Annotated in this window: 16 protein-coding genes and 1 pseudogene; 12 read left to right on the forward strand and 5 right to left on the reverse strand. The window is 37.1% G+C overall.

Annotated features, from left to right (window positions below):
- Window positions 1–54 precede the first annotated feature (54 nt).
- Entirely contained in the window at window positions 55–390 is a 336-nt protein-coding gene (locus ACTYBU_RS05920; protein WP_445487953.1) for a hypothetical protein, read from the forward strand.
- 73 nt (window positions 391–463) lie between these two features.
- On the opposite strand, the gene bioB is transcribed toward ACTYBU_RS05920, so the two are convergent.
- The 4 genes and pseudogenes from bioB to bioD all read right to left on the reverse strand — a co-directional run bounded on the left by bioB (window position 464) and on the right by bioD (window position 4,118).
- The gene (gene bioB, locus ACTYBU_RS05925; RefSeq protein ID WP_445487955.1) at window positions 464–1,462 is read right to left on the reverse strand and encodes a biotin synthase BioB; all 999 of its coding nucleotides are present in this window, start codon (window positions 1,460–1,462) and stop codon (window positions 464–466) included.
- Window positions 1,459–2,049, reverse strand: a complete 591-nt coding sequence (locus ACTYBU_RS05930; protein ID WP_445487957.1) for a biotin transporter BioY — start codon at window positions 2,047–2,049, stop codon at window positions 1,459–1,461. The genes bioB and ACTYBU_RS05930 overlap by 4 nt, the downstream gene beginning before the upstream one ends.
- 1 nt (window position 2,050) lies before the next feature.
- Window positions 2,051–3,426: pseudogene (gene bioA, locus ACTYBU_RS05935) on the reverse strand (adenosylmethionine--8-amino-7-oxononanoate transaminase).
- Complete coding sequence (bioD, locus tag ACTYBU_RS05940; RefSeq protein ID WP_445487959.1) at window positions 3,426–4,118, reverse strand: dethiobiotin synthase; 693 nt, start codon at window positions 4,116–4,118, stop codon at window positions 3,426–3,428. The pseudogene bioA and the gene bioD overlap by 1 nt, the downstream one beginning before the upstream one ends.
- Window positions 4,119–4,688: 570 nt before the next feature.
- Between bioD and flaG the strand changes: the two genes are divergently transcribed.
- From flaG to ACTYBU_RS05960, 4 genes are read left to right on the forward strand one after another with little or no spacing between them, the layout of a single operon-like run.
- Window positions 4,689–5,060: a flagellar protein FlaG gene (flaG, locus tag ACTYBU_RS05945; protein WP_445487961.1), complete on the forward strand. Its 372-nt coding sequence runs from the start codon at window positions 4,689–4,691 to the stop codon at window positions 5,058–5,060.
- A 15-nt stretch (window positions 5,061–5,075) separates the two neighbouring features.
- Window positions 5,076–6,584: a flagellar hook-associated protein 2 gene (locus ACTYBU_RS05950; protein WP_445487962.1), complete on the forward strand. Its 1,509-nt coding sequence runs from the start codon at window positions 5,076–5,078 to the stop codon at window positions 6,582–6,584.
- Window positions 6,585–6,602: 18 nt separating this feature from the next.
- Complete coding sequence (gene fliS, locus ACTYBU_RS05955; protein ID WP_445487964.1) at window positions 6,603–7,004, forward strand: flagellar export chaperone FliS; 402 nt, start codon at window positions 6,603–6,605, stop codon at window positions 7,002–7,004.
- Window positions 7,004–7,345 (forward strand): flagellar protein FliT, encoded by a 342-nt coding sequence (locus ACTYBU_RS05960; protein ID WP_445487966.1) that lies wholly within the window; start codon window positions 7,004–7,006, stop codon window positions 7,343–7,345. The genes fliS and ACTYBU_RS05960 overlap by 1 nt, the downstream gene beginning before the upstream one ends.
- 303 nt (window positions 7,346–7,648) lie before the next feature.
- Here ACTYBU_RS05960 and ACTYBU_RS05965 read toward each other — a convergent pair whose 3' ends face one another.
- Window positions 7,649–8,815 carry a glucose-1-phosphate adenylyltransferase gene (locus tag ACTYBU_RS05965; protein WP_445487967.1) on the reverse strand — a complete coding sequence of 389 codons (1,167 nt, stop codon included), beginning with the start codon at window positions 8,813–8,815 and terminating at the stop codon, window positions 7,649–7,651.
- Window positions 8,816–9,564: 749 nt separating this feature from the next.
- On the opposite strand from ACTYBU_RS05965, the gene hpf reads away from it, so the two are divergent.
- The 7 genes from hpf (at window position 9,565) to ftsX (ending at window position 18,616) form a co-directional block, all read left to right on the forward strand.
- Window positions 9,565–10,119: a ribosome hibernation-promoting factor, HPF/YfiA family gene (gene hpf / locus ACTYBU_RS05970; RefSeq protein ID WP_445487968.1), complete on the forward strand. Its 555-nt coding sequence runs from the start codon at window positions 9,565–9,567 to the stop codon at window positions 10,117–10,119.
- A 796-nt stretch (window positions 10,120–10,915) separates the two neighbouring features.
- Window positions 10,916–13,432: a preprotein translocase subunit SecA gene (secA, locus tag ACTYBU_RS05975; protein WP_445487970.1), complete on the forward strand. Its 2,517-nt coding sequence runs from the start codon at window positions 10,916–10,918 to the stop codon at window positions 13,430–13,432.
- Between the two features lie 270 nt (window positions 13,433–13,702).
- A protein-coding gene (prfB, locus tag ACTYBU_RS05980) for a peptide chain release factor 2 (RefSeq protein ID WP_445487972.1) occupies window positions 13,703–14,813 on the forward strand; the annotation gives its coding sequence in 2 pieces (ribosomal slippage) (window positions 13,703–13,774 and window positions 13,776–14,813; 1,110 coding nt in all).
- Window positions 14,814–15,074: 261 nt separating this feature from the next.
- Window positions 15,075–15,887: a YitT family protein gene (locus ACTYBU_RS05985; protein ID WP_445487973.1), complete on the forward strand. Its 813-nt coding sequence runs from the start codon at window positions 15,075–15,077 to the stop codon at window positions 15,885–15,887.
- Between the two features lie 341 nt (window positions 15,888–16,228).
- Window positions 16,229–16,543, forward strand: coding sequence for a cytochrome c551 (cccB, locus tag ACTYBU_RS05990; protein WP_445487974.1), 315 nt, complete (start codon window positions 16,229–16,231; stop codon window positions 16,541–16,543).
- Between the two features lie 503 nt (window positions 16,544–17,046).
- Window positions 17,047–17,733, forward strand: a complete 687-nt coding sequence (gene ftsE, locus ACTYBU_RS05995) for a cell division ATP-binding protein FtsE (protein WP_445487976.1) — start codon at window positions 17,047–17,049, stop codon at window positions 17,731–17,733.
- Window positions 17,723–18,616 carry a permease-like cell division protein FtsX gene (ftsX, locus tag ACTYBU_RS06000; RefSeq protein WP_445487977.1) on the forward strand — a complete coding sequence of 298 codons (894 nt, stop codon included), beginning with the start codon at window positions 17,723–17,725 and terminating at the stop codon, window positions 18,614–18,616. The genes ftsE and ftsX overlap by 11 nt, the downstream gene beginning before the upstream one ends.
- The last annotated feature ends 6 nt before the right edge of the window (window positions 18,617–18,622 follow it).

The raw sequence follows: 18,622 nt of genomic DNA on the forward strand, positions 1-18,622 counted from the left end.
GGAATAGGATGTATTGTCCCCAATGTTGTAGTAGGTTAAGATGAATATTCTGATTTGCCGGAAGATTGGTATTATCCCGATGAAGATTCAGAGGAGTCATATGAGGAAGATACATATACAGAAGAAGAGTATGCAGAAGATGAATACATAGATTCAGATTATGACGACGAAGATTACACAGAAGATAGCTATCAGGATGAGGAAGAATATACCGATACGGATGAGAATTATGCTGATGATGAGAACGTAGATAGAGAGTATGTAAACGAGGAATATTCTGATACAGAGGAAGAGTATGTAGAAGATGATGCAGAATACACGGATGAAGGTAGTCAATATGAAGAAGAAACAACAGATAGTTCTTATGAAGAGGATTCAAGTGACTATTGATAAATCTTGAAGAAGCAAAAGGCGACTTTCTATTTAATTCTAGGAAGTCACCGTTTTACTATCTATAATACTTTTAACAACTAAACTCCTTTTCCTGCTTCTCCACCAACTCAATCTCAAACCCTAAATCCTCAATCAGCTTATGGTCTTGATTCGCTTCTTGTCCCTCGGTAGTTAAGTAGTTGCCGAGGAAGATGCTGTTGGCTGCGTATAGGCCTAATGGCTGCAGGCTTTTTAAGTTTACTTCCCGGCCGCCGGAGATCCGGATTTCTTTTGTTGGATTGATATAACGGAACAATGCGAGCGCTTTTAAGCAATAGCGTGGATTTAGTTCGTGTACGCCTTCTAGTTTTGTTCCATCAATCGCATGTAAGAAGTTGACTGGAATCGAGTCTGCATCAAGTTTATGCAATGCACGAGCAATATCAATAACATCCTCTTTTGTTTCCTTCATGCCGATAATCGCTCCAGAGCATGGGGAGATGCCGTGTTTTTTTACTGTTTCAATTGTATTTAGACGATCTTCGTATGTATGGGATGTTGTAATATAAGAATGATGGCGTTCAGATGTGTTTACATTATGATTGTAGCGGTCAACACCAGCTTCTTTTAATTGGGAAGCATATTCTTCCTTTAGCAATCCAAGGCATGTACATACTTTCAGACCATATTTTTCTTTAATTTCTTCGACGGCTTCACTAACCACTTTGACATCTTTTCGTGTCGGACCTCTGCCGCTTGCTACGATGCAGTATGTTCCTACTTTATTATCAAACGCTGTTTTCGCACCTGCTAATATCTCTTCTTTTGAAATGAATGGATACTTTTCAATCGGGGCGGTAGAAATGGAAGATTGAGAGCAATACCCACAGTCTTCCGGACAATAGCCGCTTTTTGCATTGATAATCATATTTAATTTCACTTTTTTTCCATAATAGTGTTTGCGAATATGGAACGCACCATGCAACAAAGCAAGTAAATCATCGTCATCACATGTAAGAATGCTGAGTGCTTCTTGATCACTTATAATTTTTCCATCCACCACTTCTTGTGCTAACTGTAGCCAATTCATACAATACTCTCCTTTTGGTTCTGAATGTTATTTTTATTTCGAATGCTAATGAAAACTTTGAATAACCTTGCCGCTAAAACACCAGCAACAATGGAAATAATAATGTCGCCAGCAATGCTGTATACAAAACCAATCATCACAACATGCGACCAATCGCTTGGAACCTCCATCCATGTATTTAAAGCCAAGTAAAGATAAGGAACGCCAATCGCGTAAACTACTAGAAGGCCAGCGAAATTGGCAACAATGAAATGATAGATTTTTGGCTGGTCTATTTTATCGATAATCCATCCGATGACAAATGCACCCGCAATAAATCCGATTAAATAGCCGAATGTTGGCTGCAGAATATAGCCAATTCCTCCTCCTTGTGTAAACACAGGAAATCCTGCTAAACCGATGCACACATAAACAAGTTGACTTTGCATTCCTTTTTTTCTTCCTAATAGACTTCCAGATAAAAAGACAAATAGAACTTGCAGTGTAAATGGAACATAAGGGAGCGGGATCTTGATAAATGCTCCAACGGCCGTTAATGCTGCAAACATGGAGACAACTGCCAATGATACAGTTGTGTTTTTATTCATGTTAAAGTACCTCCTGAGAAAAATTTGCTGTTTTAAAATACTGCTGGATTGCTTCGTTTGCGATAGAAATCATGGTATGGATTTCTTCTTTTGAAATCACATATGGCGGCATAAAATAAAGAACGTTTCCAAGGGGCCGCAGCAGCAAGCCTTTTTCCAGAGCGATTTGATAAATTTGATAGCCAACTCGTTCTTCGCTAGGAAAAGGTTCTTTTGTTTCTTTGTTTTTTACTAATTCAATCGCGCCAACCATGCCAGTCTGTCTGTATTCTCCAACGTAGGATTGATGGCAAAAAATGCTTGATGCTAGCTCATGCATATACTTGCTTTTTTGTTGGATTTTTTCTATATAATGGTCATCCTCAAATAGCTGCAATACTTCAAGAGCTACTCTGCATGCTAAAGGATTGCCTGTGTAGCTGTGGGAATGCAAAAAAGCTTTCATGCTGCCATAATCATCATAAAAAGCATTATACACATCGTCCGTTGTTACTACGGCAGACAATGGCAAGTAGCCACCAGTCAACCCTTTGGATAGGCACATGAAATCAGGGGATATGTCTGCTTGTTCACATGCAAACATCGTTCCTGTCCGCCCAAATCCAACAGCAATTTCATCTGCAATAAGATGGACATCATACCGCAAACAGAGTTCCTTTAATTTTCGCAAATATGAAGGAGGATACATTTTCATGCCTGCAGCTGCCTGTATTAACGGTTCGATTATGACAGCAGTCAGTTCTTCGTGATGTTGTTTTAATTTTTCTTCAACAGATGAGATACATGGTGTATGGCAGCTTTCTGGTTTCTCGTTAAAGGAGCAGCGAAAGCAATCAGGTCCTTGTGCTCGAATTGTATCCAGCAAAAGAGGTTGATAGACTTCGTTATAAAGACCAACTCCTCCAACAGAGAGGGCTCCAAGTGTTTCGCCATGATAGGCATCAGTTAATGCTAGAAACCGTTTTTTATTCGGTTTGTTTTTTTGTTGATGATATTGAAAGCTCATTTTTAGTGCTACTTCAATTGCGGAAGATCCGTTATCTGCAAAAAATACTTTTGTTAAACCATCCGGTGTTATTTTTGCTAGTTTTTCAGCCAATAAAACGGCAGGCTCATGCGTAAAGTTAGCAAAGATTGCATGCTCCAATTGAAAGGCTTGCTGTGCTAAGGCTTTGCTTATCGTTCGTTGCAATGTCCAAATAAATTCACCCACCAAGAAGAAACAGCATCTATATACTGTTTTCCATTTTCGTCATACAAATAGATGCCTTTCCCGCTTTTAATGACGATAGGAGGAAAATCTTCATAGTCCTTCATCTGGGAGCAAGGATGCCAAACATGATCTAAATCTCTTTTTTGTAAATTGGAAATGGACATCATATTCTTTCTATCCTTTCGAAAAATTCCGTATTCTCTATCTGAATATGTTTTAAATCGGATAGATTTTTTAACTTAGGAAGTACTAGTGAAGGCAAGCTTGTATGTTGTTGAATCGTTTTTATATTATTCCTCTCCAGCCAGGTGCCTTCAAAACGATTAAAAACAATGCCTGCAATCGGAATATGATTCATCTTTAATACCTCCACAGATAATAAAGTGTGATTAATCGTGCCTAATTGTGTTCCCGCTGTTAAGACGACAGGAAGCTGTGATTGTTTGATAAGATCCAGCAAGTAATAGGGGCGCTGATCGCTTAATGGAACATATAATCCACCTGCTCCTTCACAAAGCACATAATCATACAATGATTTTAATTGTCGGATGTGCTCCATAATAATCTCCTCTTTTATTTCGCATCCTTCTAAGTTCGCCGCATAATGTGGCGACGCAGGTTCCTTAAAAGAGTAGCTGTTCAAATGCTCTTCGACTAATGGATCTTTACTGAAAGATTGATAAAATGCTGTGTCCTCATAGTATTGCTTCGTATTTTCTACGATGATGCCTGTTTGAATCGGTTTGTAGGGGAGAACAGATGCCCCTTTTGATTGAAAATATCGCATAAGGTATGTAGTTACGAGCGTTTTTCCTATATTCGTATCTGTGCCCGTTATCCAAAAATGTTGTCCCATAAGGCTCCTTTTTTATGTTAACTAATTTTGTAGAAAGGTTAACATATAATATATGAGATTGTAAATAATTTTTTTGAATTAGAAAGCTTTTAAATAAAGTGAACCTTCCATCAGGGAGGTTCCTTCATCCCTCACTGATGGTTAGTTGAACTTATCGGATTTTTACGGGCAGTTATCCCCCACCTAGCTTTCTCGATTTCTCAGCATCCCCGAGGTGGGGGTTTTACTGCCCGTTAAGTGTGGGATAAAAAAAACTCTAAGCTCAAAAGTCCTAGAGTATTTTTGTATAGGATGGGAATTGATTGGAAGTCTCCCTTGATAGAAAAAAGAATATAGAACGACTCATATTTTTAAATGTAGAAAGAAGCCTATGTAATTCATCTATACAAGGAAAAAGATGTGGTAACTATAACCGGTCATCTTCCCATAATTCCTAGGACATTTTTCTCTATAACATCTAGTCATTTCTTCTTAAATCATCAATATTTCCCACAATTTTCTTTAATCCTATAAATAAATGCCGATATAATTGGTAGATTTCTAGTTGTTCATTACAGGGGGATGTAAAAAATGATTGAAAAAATTGTTTCCCAACCGATATATACTGCATCTAGACAAATGGAAAATAATCCGATAATAACAGATACAAGCATAGAAGAAAGAAACAATACTGATGATGCGCTTTATAAGGAAGAAGCAGATATTGGTTTTCAAGTGAGTGAAAAAAAGCTGAATGATATAGTTCAAGGGATGAATGACTTTATGGAGCCATCCCATACGTCGGTGAAATTTCAATTGCATGAAAAATTAAATGAGTATTATGTAACGATTGTCGATGATGCTACCCATGAAGTGGTAAAGGAAATCCCATCTAAAAAATTTTTGGATATGTATGCTGCTATGACTGAGTTTGTCGGTTTAGTAGTGGACAAAAAGGCGTAAAGAGGTGAATGGATTTTGGTTACTAGAATAAGCGGACTTGCAAGCGGCATGGATATTGATTCCATGGTAGAGCAATTAATGCAGGCCGAAAAGAAACCATTAGATAAAATCAACCAACAGAAAACATATACAGAATGGCAAAGAGATGACTACCGCAGCATGAATTCCATGCTTCTTGAGTTGGATCAGCAAATCTTCAGCGGTGTATCGAAACAAGGATCGTATATTAAGAAGACGGTAAATGTTTCTGACCCTAATGCTGTTTCGATTAAAAATATCAATTCAACGATTGACTTTACTGGGTCGCTTGAAATAAATAAACTGGCATCTGCTGCGACAATGGTAAGTAAAAATCCAACGTCTATTACAAATTCATCTGCGAAGTTGAATATTTCAGGCGAACAAACAATCAAAATCAGTGCTATTACAAAAGACGGAAAATTGCAGGATGCTCCATATGAATTAAAAATCACTGCCGATGATACATTGGATAGTGTAATTGCAAAAATCAATAAAGATTCAGGTGTGACTGCTTTTTATGATGCTACCTCAAAAAAGATATCTTTTACAGCAAAAAATACAGGGGATATTTCTACCTCTGCTGAGATAGTTTTATCAGATGATGGTCCAGCTGGAGGCAAGTTTTTTAACGATATTCTTCAGGTTAATAGTAATAATGATCTTGCTGCTAGTAATGGTTTTGGAACTAAGGGAAGCAATGCCGATCTAACTTATAATGGACTTGATATCACTCGTCCATCAAACACGTTCCAAATAAACGGTGTAGAATTTACAGCGAAGCAACAAACGACAACACCTGTCACTTTCTCCTCAACAGCTGACGTTGACGGAATCATGGACACAATTGTCAAATTTGTTGATAAATATAATGAAGTGATTGACAAAATAAAAACAAAAACTGGCGAGACAAAATATCGTGATTTTGCCCCCCTTACAACCGAGCAGAAAAAGGACATGGATGAAGATGACATCAAGCTTTGGGAAGAAAAAGCGAAAAGCGGTACGCTTCGTAATGACTCTATTCTATCAGGTGTTTTGACTAAAATGCGAAGCAATATTAGCGGTGCTGTTTCTGGGACTTCTGGATTTACTCAACTTTCACAAATTGGAATTACTACAACAAGTAATTATTTGGATGGCGGAAAGCTGACAATTGATGAAGACAAGCTCCGTGCAGCAATTTCTGAAAATCCAAACGCTATCTATGAGCTTTTTCAAATAAGCGGGGATACTACTTCTGATCAAGGGATTGCGCAGCGTCTCCGTGCAAGCTTAAAAACGGCAATGAATGATATTACAGCAAAAGCAGGGAAAACTTCCAGTGTGAATAACACGTTTACGATTGGAAAGCTGCTAAATAATTACAGTGACCAAATTACTCGTTATCAAGATAAATTAAAAACGACGGAAAACCGCTATTATGCCAAGTTTACTGCCATGGAATCAGCAATAAGCAAAGCAAACAGTCAATCTGCTTATTTAACCAATATGTTTAGTTCGTAATAAAGGAGTTTTTAAAAAATGGCAACTTCCAATCCATATCAAGCTTATCAGCAAAATTCTGTTTCAACTGCTTCTCCAGGGGATTTAACATTAATGCTTTATAATGGCTGTTTAAAGTTTATTCACTTAGCAAAAAAAGCAATTGAGGACAAAAATGTGGAAGCAAGAAATGTTAATATCCAAAAAGCACAAAATATTATTCAAGAATTAATGGTCACTTTAAATATGGATATTCCAGTTTCTCAAAATATGATGTCACTTTATGACTATATGAATCGTCAGTTAATAAAGGCCAATATTGAAAGTAATCGAGAAATTCTGGTAGAAGTAGAAGTGCTGGCAACAGAATTTCGCGATACATGGAAAGAAGCAATTCAAATCAACCGTCAGAAGCAATACGGCCAAGGCTGCCAAATTTAATGGAAGCAATAAAGCAATGCTATCAAATAACAGCAGATCTGATTCACCTTTTAAAAGAAGAAGTGAATAAAGAGGAATTTATTCAAGAATTGGATGAACTGCTGAATCAAAGGCAAGCTTGTCTTGCCTTGCTTGCTGCTCCTCAAAATGAGAAAGAGGAAAAGCTTGGAGGGGTGCTTTTACAGCAGGATCAAGAGCTTCTAAAGCTTCTTCATCAAGAAAAAGGAAATGTACAGCAAGAGCTGAAAAATCTGAAAATAAAAAAAGCATCCAACCAAAAATATGTAAATCCGTATCAGTCATTGCAAATAGATGGCGTGTTTTATGATCGGAGAAAATAACTCGAAAGCCTATGTTTTTTTACGGGTTTCGTATGATGCAAATAATAATATAACACCAAAAAGCACCAGAGATTTCATCAGTGAAATTTCTGGTGCTTTTTGGTGTAAGAAGAATGTCCTTTCATCTAGATTATGAAAGAGAAAATAAGGATGAATAAAGCAAACTGTCCTCGATCAGGGCAATCAAGGACAAAACAGAGTGGAAAAGCAAGCAAACCGTCCAATAAAAGCTCTCTCAAGGTCAACATTTTCATACTCAATAAAATAAGAAGCAGGACACGAATGCCCTGCCATAAAAAATAGTTAAATCACCTTCGACATCCCACTTTGTGTTTGTTTATTTACAATATCTTCACCAATTAAGGCAATTTCCGAAGCAATGGTTTCAGGTGCAATAATGTTATGATGATCAATCGTTACCTTACTAGCAACAACTGCTCGTTCGATTACGGCATTTGCTCCAACTACCGCTCCTGGAAGAAGGACAGAGTCTTTGACAATGGCTCCTTTTCCAATCGTTACTCCATTAAATAAAACAGAGTTTTCGACAGTTCCATATACCTCGCATCCTTCACTGATTATGGAATGGTTAACGTTAGCGGTCTCATCAAGGTACTGAGGAGGATAGGATTGCTCATCAGTGAAAACATTCCAGTCTTTATTGTTTAAGAAAATATTGCTGTTTTTGTTTAATAGGTCTAAATTCGCTTCCCAGAAACTATCTACAGTGCCAACATCTTTCCAGTAGCCTTTAAAGCTGTAAGCATATAGTTTTAAGTTATCGTTCAGCATGGCGGGAATGATGTCTTTGCCAAAATCTTTGGAGGATAATTCATTTTTCTCTTCTTTTTCTAAATAATCTTTTAGGGTTTTCCATTTAAAGATATATACACCCATGGAAGCTTTGTTGGAACGAGGCTTGGCCGGTTTCTCTTCGAAATCAATAATTCGGTTTTGAGGGCCATCTGTGTTCATAATTCCAAATCTGCTTGCTTCATCCCAAGGCACTTCTGTTACAGAGATGGTAGCATCAGCACCAGTTTTTATATGCTGTTGAAGCATTATATTGTAGTCCATTTTGTAAATATGATCACCTGAAATAACAAGCACGTATTCTGGGTCATATTGTTCAATAAAAGCAGTGTTTTGGTAAATAGCATGGGCAGTGCCATCATACCAGCGTTCTTCGTTTCCGCATTGATAGGGGGGGAGAATACTTAAGCCACCTTGTCTGCTGTTTAAATCCCAGTCTTTTCCGTCGCCAATGTAATTTTGTAAAACATGTGGCTGATATTGTGTTAGAACGCCAACTGTATCAATTCCTGAATTGCGGCAATTACTCAAAGTAAAATCAATAATTCGGTATTTGCCTCCAAAGGGTACGGCAGGTTTTGCTAACTGTTCCGTTAGTTTTTTTAATCTTGTCCCTCTTCCGCCAGCTAATAGCATTGCAACACATTGTTTTTTCAAAGTAAATTCCCTCCTGTATGCGTTTTCTTTTTAGACATATATGTATACTATAAGCGATCGTCTTCCCAAAGCTTATAGTAATATTCATCTTCTTCTTTTAACTCGATGCTCTTGTCAATATTTTCATGCAAATCTATTAAGGGAAGTATTTTATTCATGGTGCCTCCTTGATGTTTTATTTAATTGAGATTATTGTAGCAAACTTTACTACTATAAATAATGAAAAGATTTAGAGTAATTCAGCTAAACATCGACAAAAGTAAGCAGATAAATAATCATTCCTCGTCTTTTATTTAGGAAATAATGATGATTATTAGATAATTTGTCGAAAACTTTTTCAGGTAATGGCTAAATGAGTGGTTTTAAGCAGCCATAATGGAGGTATGAATTTTAAAAAAATTTTACGATGGAAGCTCGTCTTTTTTTAGTGAATGAATCTGATTAATGTATAACCGGTTTTTATGAAGATGAAACATGGATGCTTTTTTTAAGATAGTTTGGTTTTTAGAAGATATGTTTTGAGAGGATTTATTTTCTATACTTGGGTATATTTAGGAATAATTCCCGCAATAAAGTACCCTTTAGAAAAAAACTCACATTTTGTTCATGAATTTGTCGAAATTTCTAAAAGTTTTAGCAGGATATCCATTGGGAAGACTAGAATAATATAGTATAGTCAAAATCATTCTCGAATAGAATAGTTGAGAAGATAAGACTTGCACTGGAAAAAATAAAGGAGGAGTAACTGTATGAACTTCAACATTAGAGGAGAAAACATTGATGTAACTCCAGCGATTAGAGAATACGTAGAAAAGAAAATTTCTAAATTAGAGCGTTATTTTTCCGAAACACCAGATGCAAATGTGAATGTCAATTTAAAAACATATAATGATAAAACATCAAAAGTAGAAGTAACGATTCCAATGAGTCAATTAGTGCTGAGGGCCGAGGAAGATCATTTGGATATGTATGCTGCCATTGATTTAATTACAGATAAATTAGAACGTCAAATAAGAAAACATAAAACGAAAGTAAACCGCAAGTTCCGTGAAAAGGGCGGTATAAATGAATTGTTTGGTTCTTTTGAGATGAGTGCTGCTGCTGTAGTAGAAGAGGAAGAAAGTGAACTGGAAATTGTTCGTCAAAAACGATTTAACTTAAAGCCCATGGATAGTGAAGAAGCAATCCTGCAAATGGATTTGCTTGGTCATAACTTTTTTGTCTATACAGATGCAGAAACAAATTCTACTAATATTGTATATAAACGAAAAGATGGCAAATATGGATTGATTGAAGCGCAATAAAAAAACGCAAGGCACACTGCCTTGCGTTTTTTTATTGCGGAAATTTAATAAGTATTGCGAAAATAAGTGTATAATAATAAGGCTGTCTTTTCATTCTGTCAAACATTAACCAGTACATAAGTTGTCACTCTAGTATGGAAATGGTAAGATAAATAGGATACAGTAAGTTATTAGTTGGGAAATGATGAAGTTTTTTATAAAGTGAACCTTCCATCAGTGGGGGGTTTGTTCATCCCCCACTGATGGTTAGTTGAACTTATCGGACCTTTACGGACAGTTTTATTCCCCACCTAGCTTCCTCGATTTCTCAGCACCTTAAGGTGGGGGTTTTACTAAATGTCATCAACTTAAGATTCCAAAATTGTAACATTTTAAATATGATTGGTTTGGAGAGGCGTCTGCTCGACTCCTATGGGAATTGCGAGACAGGTGAGACCTTACAGGAGCGTCTGCGACGAGGAGGCTCAAGCGTAGCCCCATGGAAAGCGAGCGGTAAGCCTCGGAAAACCTAACGCATACTCCCACTTTTTATTCAATTTCCAATATATTGAAGTTTAGCTTGATGACATTGGGGTTTTACTGCCCGTTAAGAGTGGGATGAAAATATTTTCCAAACTAATATAGAAGAATAATAACAATTACATATACAATTAACAAAAAGGACAAAAATTTTTCATCTATTTTTAATGTATTTTAACTATGCTAATAAGATTGAGAACCGTATATTTATCGAAAAGGTCTCTGTTAGTTTTTTTATTTTTCTACTATAAACATACAAATAAAGGAGCGTTTTTTAATGCTTGGAATTTTAAATAAAGTGTTTGATCAAAATAAGCGCGATTTAAAGAAACTCACAAAAATTACGGAGAAGGTGGAATTGCTTGCTGATGAGACTGCAGCATTATCGGACGATCAGCTTAGAGCAAAAACAGAAGAATTTAAAGAGCGCTATCAAAAAGGAGAAACGTTGGACGATTTGCTTGTAGAAGCTTTTGCGGTTGTCCGGGAAGGGGCAAAACGTGTTCTTGGTCTATATCCATATCCTGTTCAGTTGATGGGCGGCGCCTCTTTGCATGAAGGAAATATTTCCGAAATGAAGACAGGGGAAGGAAAAACATTAACTGCCACTATGCCAGTTTATTTAAACGCACTTGCTGGAAAAGGGGTGCATGTTGTAACAGTCAATGAATACCTTGCTACACGTGATGCTGCTGAAATGGGACAGTTATATGAATTTCTTGGTCTGACTGTTGGTTTAAATTTAAACTCTTTATCAAAAGAAGAAAAGCAGGAAGCTTATAGTGCGGATATTACGTATGGTACGAACAATGAGCTTGGCTTTGATTACCTTCGCGATAACATGGTTCTTTATAATGAGCAGAAAGTGCAAAGACCATTATTCTATGCAGTAATCGATGAAGTCGATTCGATTCTAATTGATGAAGCTCGTACTCCGTTGATTATTTCCGGTTCTGCACAAAAATCAACGCAATTATATGTGAGGGCGAATACATTTGTAAGCAGCTTAAAAGCTGAAAAAGATTATATTTATGATGAAAAAACAAAAGGGGTTCAGCTGACCGAAGATGGAATGTCGAAAGCAGAACGTGTTTTTCAGATTGAAAACTTATTTGATGTTTCAAATGTTGCGATTAACCATCATATTTCCCAGGCATTAAAAGCACATGCCAGCATGCATAATGATGTTGATTATGTTGTTCAGGACAGCGAAATTGTCATTGTTGACCAGTTTACAGGACGTTTAATGAAAGGACGACGCTACAGTGATGGTCTGCATCAAGCGATTGAAGCAAAAGAAAACTTAGAAATTCAAAATGAAAGCATGACGCTTGCAACGATTACATTCCAAAACTACTTCCGCATGTATGAAAAACTTGCAGGGATGACAGGTACTGCAAAAACAGAGGAAGAAGAGTTCCGCAATATTTACAATATGAATGTTGTAGTTATACCTACTAACCGTGAAATCATTCGTGATGACCGTGCGGATTTAATTTATGCAAGTATGGATGGCAAGTTCAAAGCAGTTGTGGAGGATATTGCAGACCGACATAAAGCTGGACAGCCAGTTCTAGTAGGTACAGTTGCGATTGAAACATCTGAGCTTATTTCGAACTACCTTTCAAAAAAAGGGATTCCGCATAATATTTTAAATGCGAAAAACCATGAAAGAGAAGCCGAAATTATCGCATATGCTGGTGAAAAGGGTGCAGTAACGATCGCGACAAATATGGCAGGCCGTGGTACGGATATTAAATTAGGCGAAGGTGTCAAAGATATTGGCGGCTTAGCCGTTATTGGGACGGAGCGTCATGAAAGCAGACGTATTGACAACCAACTTCGCGGACGTTCAGGACGTCAAGGGGATCCAGGTGTGACGCAGTTTTATCTTTCAATGGAAGATGAATTAATGCGAAGATTCGGATCGGACAATATGAAAAATATGATGTCGAGATTAGGAATGGATGATACACAGCCTATTCAAAGTAAAATGGTTTCCCGTGCCGTAGAATCGGCTCAGAAACGTGTGGAGGGCAATAACTTTGATTCACGTAAACAGCTGTTGCAATATGATGATGTTCTTCGTCAACAACGGGAAATCATTTATAAACAGCGTAATGAAGTATTGACTTCTGACAATTTACGTTCGATCGTGGAAGGTATGATTAAATCTTCGCTAGAGCGTAATGTGGCAGCACACACACCGGATCATGAAGATCAAGAAGCGTGGAACTTACAAGCAATTGTTGATTATGCACATGGCAATCTTCTGCATGAAGGACAATTGGAAGTAAGGGAACTTCGCGGCAAAGACAGCGATGAAATCGTGGAAATCATTTTTGCTAAAGCAGTGGAAAACTATAATGAAAAAGAAGAGCAGTTAGCTTCTGAACAAATGCGCGAATTTGAAAAAGTGATTGTGCTTCGTGCTGTGGACAGCAAATGGATTGATCATATTGATGCAATGGATCAGCTGCGTCAAGGAATTCACCTGCGTGCATATGGACAAATTGATCCCCTTCGTGAGTATCAAGGAGAAGGATATGCGATGTTTGAGCAAATGGTTGTTTCCATCGAGGAAGATGTGGCGAAATATATTATGAAGGCAGAAATTCGCAACAACTTGCAGCGGGAAGAAGTAATCCAAGGACAAGCGGTTAATCCGAAAGAAGAAGCCGAAAAGAAGCCGAAGAAAAGACCAGCAACGAAAAAAATGGATGTGGGCAGAAATGCTCCTTGCTTCTGCGGCAGCGGCAAAAAATATAAAAACTGCTGTGGCAAAAACGTTTAATAAAGTGAACCTTCCATCAGTGGGGGTTTTACTGCCCGTTAAGTGTGGGATAAACTTAAAGCCTGTCTCTTAGATGAAAAGAGACAGGCTTATTCTTTGGCTTTTCACATGCTGCATAAAGAAAGCGCTTGGTAAAATGATGCCTACTTCTATGCAATTATCAAAACTTATCTGCAAAACATGCTTTTTTTTGCAAAAAGCCATATAATACTAGAAGGTAGCAATTGAAAACCATAAATGAACTATATTTAAATAAAGGGTGACAAATCAATGGAATTAGCAGATATTCGCAATGAGTTAGAAAAGATAGAGGTAACACTAGAAAACTTTAGGGGGTCTCTTTGACTTAGATAATAAGGAGGCTCGTATTGCTGAGCTGGAGGATGAAATGCTGCAGCCTGAATTTTGGAATGATCAGCAGGCAGCGCAAGCCGTTATTTCAGAAAGCAATGGGTTAAAAGATCAGGTGCATGAATTTCATAATCTTTTTGAAACATATGAAAACCTGGAGTTAACATATGAGCTGGTTAAGGAAGAAGACGATGCAGAGTTGAGAGCAGAGTTGGAAGGTGAACTTACACAGCTGGTAAAACGTTTAAGTGAATTTGAGCTTAATTTGCTGTTAAGTGAACCTTATGATAAAAATAATGCTATTTTAGAATTGCATCCGGGAGCAGGCGGTACGGAATCGCAGGACTGGGGAAGCATGCTACTCCGCATGTATACAAGATGGGCGGAGAAAAAAGGCTTTAAGGTAGAAACATTGGATTATTTGCCTGGTGATGAAGCTGGTATTAAAAGTGTTACATTAGCAATTAAAGGACACAATGCTTTTGGCTATTTAAAAGCAGAAAAAGGTGTGCATCGTCTTGTCCGAATTTCTCCATTTGATGCATCAGGGCGCAGACATACAAGCTTTGTTTCCTGCGAAATAATGCCGGAATTTAATGATGAAATTGAAATTGAAGTCCGTACAGAAGATTTGAAAATTGATACGTACCGTGCAAGCGGTGCTGGTGGACAGCATATCAATACAACGGATTCTGCCGTTCGGATTACTCATATTCCAACAGGCGTGGTCGTTTCCTGCCAAACAGAACGTTCTCAAATTAAAAACAGAGAAACGGCAATGAAAATGTTAAAAGCAAAGCTCTATCAAAAGAAAATTGAGGAGCAGGAAGAAAAATTAGCAGAAATCCGTGGAGAGCAAAAAGAAATCGGGTGGGGAAGCCAAATCCGTTCTTATGTGTTTCATCCATATTCACTAGTAAAAGACCATCGCACCAACACAGAGGTTGGGAATACCCAATCGGTTATGGATGGAGATTTAGACGTATTTATTAACGCATATCTTCGTTCAAAACTTAGCATTAGCGAATAATAACAGTAGCCATCACTTTATATGTGGTGGCTTTTTTATGTTTCAAACAACTATAGAACAAATAAAAAGTCCTGCTAAATTCACATTTCATCCCTTTAACACGCTAATTTAATGCGGTTTACACCTCTCTAAATGGATGATATACTCTCTGCTTGGGAAAAAATAAAAGAAGAAATATGTCGTTTATTTTACACAGTTGTTCTATTTTGATGAAAAATAGCAGAGACAAAAACGGACAAATTTTTAAAGAGGTGTAGTTTCGTGCGTGAGTATATTTACGTATTAATCGGGGCAGCGATTGTAGCGTTGACGTTTAATTTATTTTTACTGCCAAACCATATTGCATCGGGTGGTGTAAGCGGGATAAGCACTATTACCGATGCATTATTTCATTGGGAGCCTGCTTTTGTCCAATGGGCATTTAATATTCCATTATTTATAGCTGGCGTTATATTATTGGGGAAAAACTTCGGAGTGAAAACGTTAGTCGGCACCATTTTTCTTCCCTTTGTCGTCTATTTATCAAAAGATATGGAACCATGGACACATGAGCCATTATTAGCCGCTCTTTATGGAGGAATTGGAATTGGTATTGGAATAGGCATTGTTTTTAAAGGGAAAGCTTCTACTGGAGGAACAGATTTAGCAGCGCAAATTATTAATAAATATACCGGAATGTCTTTAGGAAAATGCGTGGCAATCATTGATGGGTTAATTGTTATTACTGCCGCATTAGTATTTAGTATTGAACAAGGTTTATATGCGCTGATTGCTTTGTTTGTTACAAGTAAAACAATCGATCTTGTCCAAATTGGCATTGGAAGCAGCAAAATGGCGCTTATTATTACAGAAAAACAAGAAGAGGTCAGGGAACAAATTTTAACGAAAATGGATCGAGGGGTAACAAGGCTGACAGCTCATGGCGGCTATACAGATTATGAGCGTCCCATTCTTTTATGTGTAGTGCATCAATCACAATTTACAAAGCTGAAAATGCTTGTACAATCCATCGACTCTACAGCATTTGTCATTGTAATGGATGCATCAGAGGTACTGGGAAAGGGATTTAAATAAGGAGGATTTTTTCAAATTCCATTTTCAAGAGATAAGAAAGCATAAGTTTTCTGAAGTCAGAGAAGTGTCTAGCGCAAGCACCCTATCGACTTCAACGCTTCCCTCACCTCACTTGCGTAGTCAACATCGAATCACTACGTTCTTCGTGTTTCCTTTATCTCTTCAAGGAACACAAACTAAAACCGCCACGTCCTTATGTCTTCGTTTGTGTAATCCACATCCTGTGGATCTCAGCTTATTCTGTCGATGAGCAAGGGCGCTTGCGCTTTTCTTATTAATGCGGAAAAATAATAGAATTGGTATAATAAAGCTATGATTCACTCGTAAAGAGGTGTAGCAGGTTGAACAAAAAGAAATTAGTAGTGCTATTATTTAGTATGCTGATCGTATTAGCCGCTTGCGGCAAGAAGGATGATTCATCCTCCAGTTCCGCAAAAGCCGGAGACCCGGAAAAACTCTATAATCAAAAATGTGCAATGTGCCATGGCAGCAATTTAGAAGGCGGCGGAGGACCAAATTTAAAATCTGTTGGTTCCGAGCTTTCGAAAGAGGATATCGAAAAAATTATCCTTGAAGGGAAAGGGAATATGCCTGGTGGAGTTTTAAAAGGGAAAGATGCAGAGGCTGTTGCTGATTGGCTGGCTGAGAAGAAATAACAGAGAATGTCTTATTAATTATCGACTTGATAATTAATAAGACATTTTTTCTGTTTACAGGGGAAAATGGGAAAATAAAGAACGTTTTAATATAAGAATATTTTATCCCACACTTAACGGGCTGTAAAACCCCCACTGATGGAAGTTTACTTTATGATTAATAAAAGAAGTAAATTATTCCTTTTTTACAGAAGGGAAATAGGTTAAAATATCTATAGTAGAGAAAATTAGAAAGAAAAACAGGAGAAATTCGTCGAAGGATAGTAAAATTAGAATAGGAAATAACCCAGTAATTTCTATTAATAGTACTTTTTGATATGTTTGAAAAGAAAATGTAATAATTTTTTGAGTTAATTTACCGTATTAATGATGATATAATAACTTGAGTAATAGAAAAAACAAGCTGTTTTTTTCTGCTTGTTTCTTTAAGTCGCTTTATATTTGTCGAATTATGTTTTTTTTTGCAAAAGTTTCTAACAAATAAAAATCAGGTGTGATAATAGATGATAGAAATGAAAAATGTTATTAAGAAATATTCCAACGGAGTCATTGCTGTTAATGGATTGGATGTAAAAATAGCTCAAGGTGAGTTTGTTTATGTAGTAGGGCCAAGTGGCGCCGGGAAGTCTACTTTTATAAAAATGATGTATCGGGAAGAAAAGCCGACACAAGGCACCATTACGATAAATGGAATTAATTTAGCAAAATTAAAATTAGGAAAAGTACCATTATTACGGAGGCAGATGGGTGTTGTTTTCCAGGATTTCAAACTGCTTCCAACTTTGACCGTATATGAGAATGTCGCTTTTGCTTTGGAAGTTATTGAAGAAAATCCTAAATATATAAAAAAACGTGTGATGGAAACATTAAGTCTTGTTGGTCTGAAACATAAAGCAAGAATGCTTCCGACAGAACTTTCAGGGGGGGAGCAGCAGCGTGTTTCAATTGCACGTTCCATTGTGAATTCTCCTAAACTAGTAATTGCGGATGAACCGACAGGAAATCTGGATCCAGAGACATCATGGGAAATTATGAATATTTTAGAGGAAATTAATAATAGGGGAACGACGATTATCATGGCAACCCATAATAAAGAAATTGTTAACACAATTAAGCATCGCGTTATTGCCATTGAAAGCGGCAGAATAGTTCGGGATGAGCAGCGGGGTGATTACGGATATGAAGGTTAGGACAGTTCGTAGACACACAAGGGAAAGCTTTAAAAGCTTATTGAGAAATGGATGGATGACTTTTGCATCCATAAGTTCAGTTACCATTACATTAATACTTGTTGGTGTCTTTTTCGTTATTATGATGAATTTAAACAAAGTAGCGACTACGATAGAAGAAAATGTAGAAATTCGTGTACACATCGATATAGCTGCAAATAAAAAAGAGCGGAATGCATTGCAAGACAAAATTCAAAATGTATCGGAAGTCAAAAGTGTAAAATTTTCTCCTAAAGAAGAGGAATTAAATAATTTAATTTCTAGTCTCGGGGATGATGGAAATGCCTTTAAGCTCTTTGAACAGGATAATCCATTAAACGATGTATTTATCGTAAAAACGAAAAACCCAACCGATACCATAAAGGTTGCCAATGAAATTAAAGGATTTGACCATGCAGCTAAAGTGAAATATGGACAAGGGTCTGTTGAACGATTATTTAAAGTCATAAAGGTCAGCAGAAATGTCGGAATCGTGCTGATTGTTGGTTTGCTGTTTACGGCAATGTTCCTTATTTCCAACACGATTAAAATTACGATTGTGGCCAGAAGACGTGAAATTGAGATTATGAGATTAGTAGGTGCAACGAACTGGTTTATCCGTTGGCCGCTGTTTCTTGAGGGCATGTGGCTGGGCATATTAGGATCTATCGTGCCAATTGCTGCAGTCTCCACTATTTATTACTATTCATATCAATATTTAAAGCCTAAATTAGCTTCCAACTTTATTCAAATCCTTGATTTTACACCGTTTGTTTATCAGGTTTCTGTATTGCTTCTTTTAATGGGAGCCATTATCGGAATTTGGGGAAGCGTTATGAGTATTCGCAAGTTCTTGAAAATATAAAGAAAA

Source organism: Niallia sp. 03133 (assembly GCF_052663225.1).

What these genes read in the sequence shown, in the direction of transcription:
- secA (WP_445487970.1), top strand. Translation starts at nt 10,916, where the DNA reads ATGCTTGGAATTTTAAATAAAGTGTTTGATCAAAATAAGCGCGATTTA.
- bioD (WP_445487959.1), bottom strand. Translation starts at nt 4,118, where the DNA reads ATGGGACAACATTTTTGGATAACGGGCACAGATACGAATATAGGAAAA.
- ftsX (WP_445487977.1), top strand. Translation starts at nt 17,723, where the DNA reads ATGAAGGTTAGGACAGTTCGTAGACACACAAGGGAAAGCTTTAAAAGC.
- bioB (WP_445487955.1), bottom strand. Translation starts at nt 1,462, where the DNA reads ATGAATTGGCTACAGTTAGCACAAGAAGTGGTGGATGGAAAAATTATA.
- hpf (WP_445487968.1), top strand. Translation starts at nt 9,565, where the DNA reads ATGAACTTCAACATTAGAGGAGAAAACATTGATGTAACTCCAGCGATT.
- fliS (WP_445487964.1), top strand. Translation starts at nt 6,603, where the DNA reads ATGGCAACTTCCAATCCATATCAAGCTTATCAGCAAAATTCTGTTTCA.
- ACTYBU_RS05960 (WP_445487966.1), top strand. Translation starts at nt 7,004, where the DNA reads ATGGAAGCAATAAAGCAATGCTATCAAATAACAGCAGATCTGATTCAC.
- flaG (WP_445487961.1), top strand. Translation starts at nt 4,689, where the DNA reads ATGATTGAAAAAATTGTTTCCCAACCGATATATACTGCATCTAGACAA.
- ACTYBU_RS05930 (WP_445487957.1), bottom strand. Translation starts at nt 2,049, where the DNA reads ATGAATAAAAACACAACTGTATCATTGGCAGTTGTCTCCATGTTTGCA.
- ftsE (WP_445487976.1), top strand. Translation starts at nt 17,047, where the DNA reads ATGATAGAAATGAAAAATGTTATTAAGAAATATTCCAACGGAGTCATT.